This window comes from Achromobacter sp. SIMBA_011, from assembly GCF_046535435.1.
GTDB lineage: Bacteria > Pseudomonadota > Gammaproteobacteria > Burkholderiales > Burkholderiaceae_B > Achromobacter > Achromobacter dolens.
Genome location: NZ_JAWRWN010000052.1, coordinates 1 through 471, shown reverse-complemented (window position 1 = coordinate 471; position 471 = coordinate 1). Strand labels below are relative to the sequence as shown.

At 34.8% G+C, this 471-nt stretch carries 1 protein-coding gene; it reads left to right on the top strand.

The genetic code is table 11. The features are described from left to right. On the top strand, nucleotides 1-219 hold a 219-nt coding region (locus SB816_RS29850; RefSeq protein ID WP_410547971.1), incomplete at its 5' end, for a hypothetical protein. Between the last annotated feature and the right edge of the window lie 252 nt (nucleotides 220-471).

Sequence of the window (471 nt, the reverse complement as noted above, 5' to 3'; positions counted from 1 at the left end):
ATATACTTTCTATACGATGCAAATGATTCAGTATCTTTTGACTTAAGCATGAATGTACTCAAAGAGAAAAATTTGTGGTCTGAGGTGGCTGATCTATTTCTTAATGCAGCTCTTTATTACAAAAAGCAGGAAAACGCTGATCTGTCATCTAAATATTTTGAGGAGGCTTGCACAGCTAAGGATCAAATATTAAAGTTTACGGAGGCGTTATCATGCTAAAACGTACTGTCTTAATTACCACTACCATTCTTGGACTGCTTCTTTTCTCCGGACACGATTTCGGAACAAAAGAAAACGGATCGCTAGGCATCACAAGAGATTTTCAAACAGCCGAAAATGGAGCACTGGGTTAAAATAACAAAATAAAAAGGCGGACTCTAAAGAGTCTGCTTTTTGTATTTTTAAACGTGTTTAAATGTCCCTATATTCAATTTTCAAAAGTTTTCCTATAAAATTTTAATCTCCTGATAG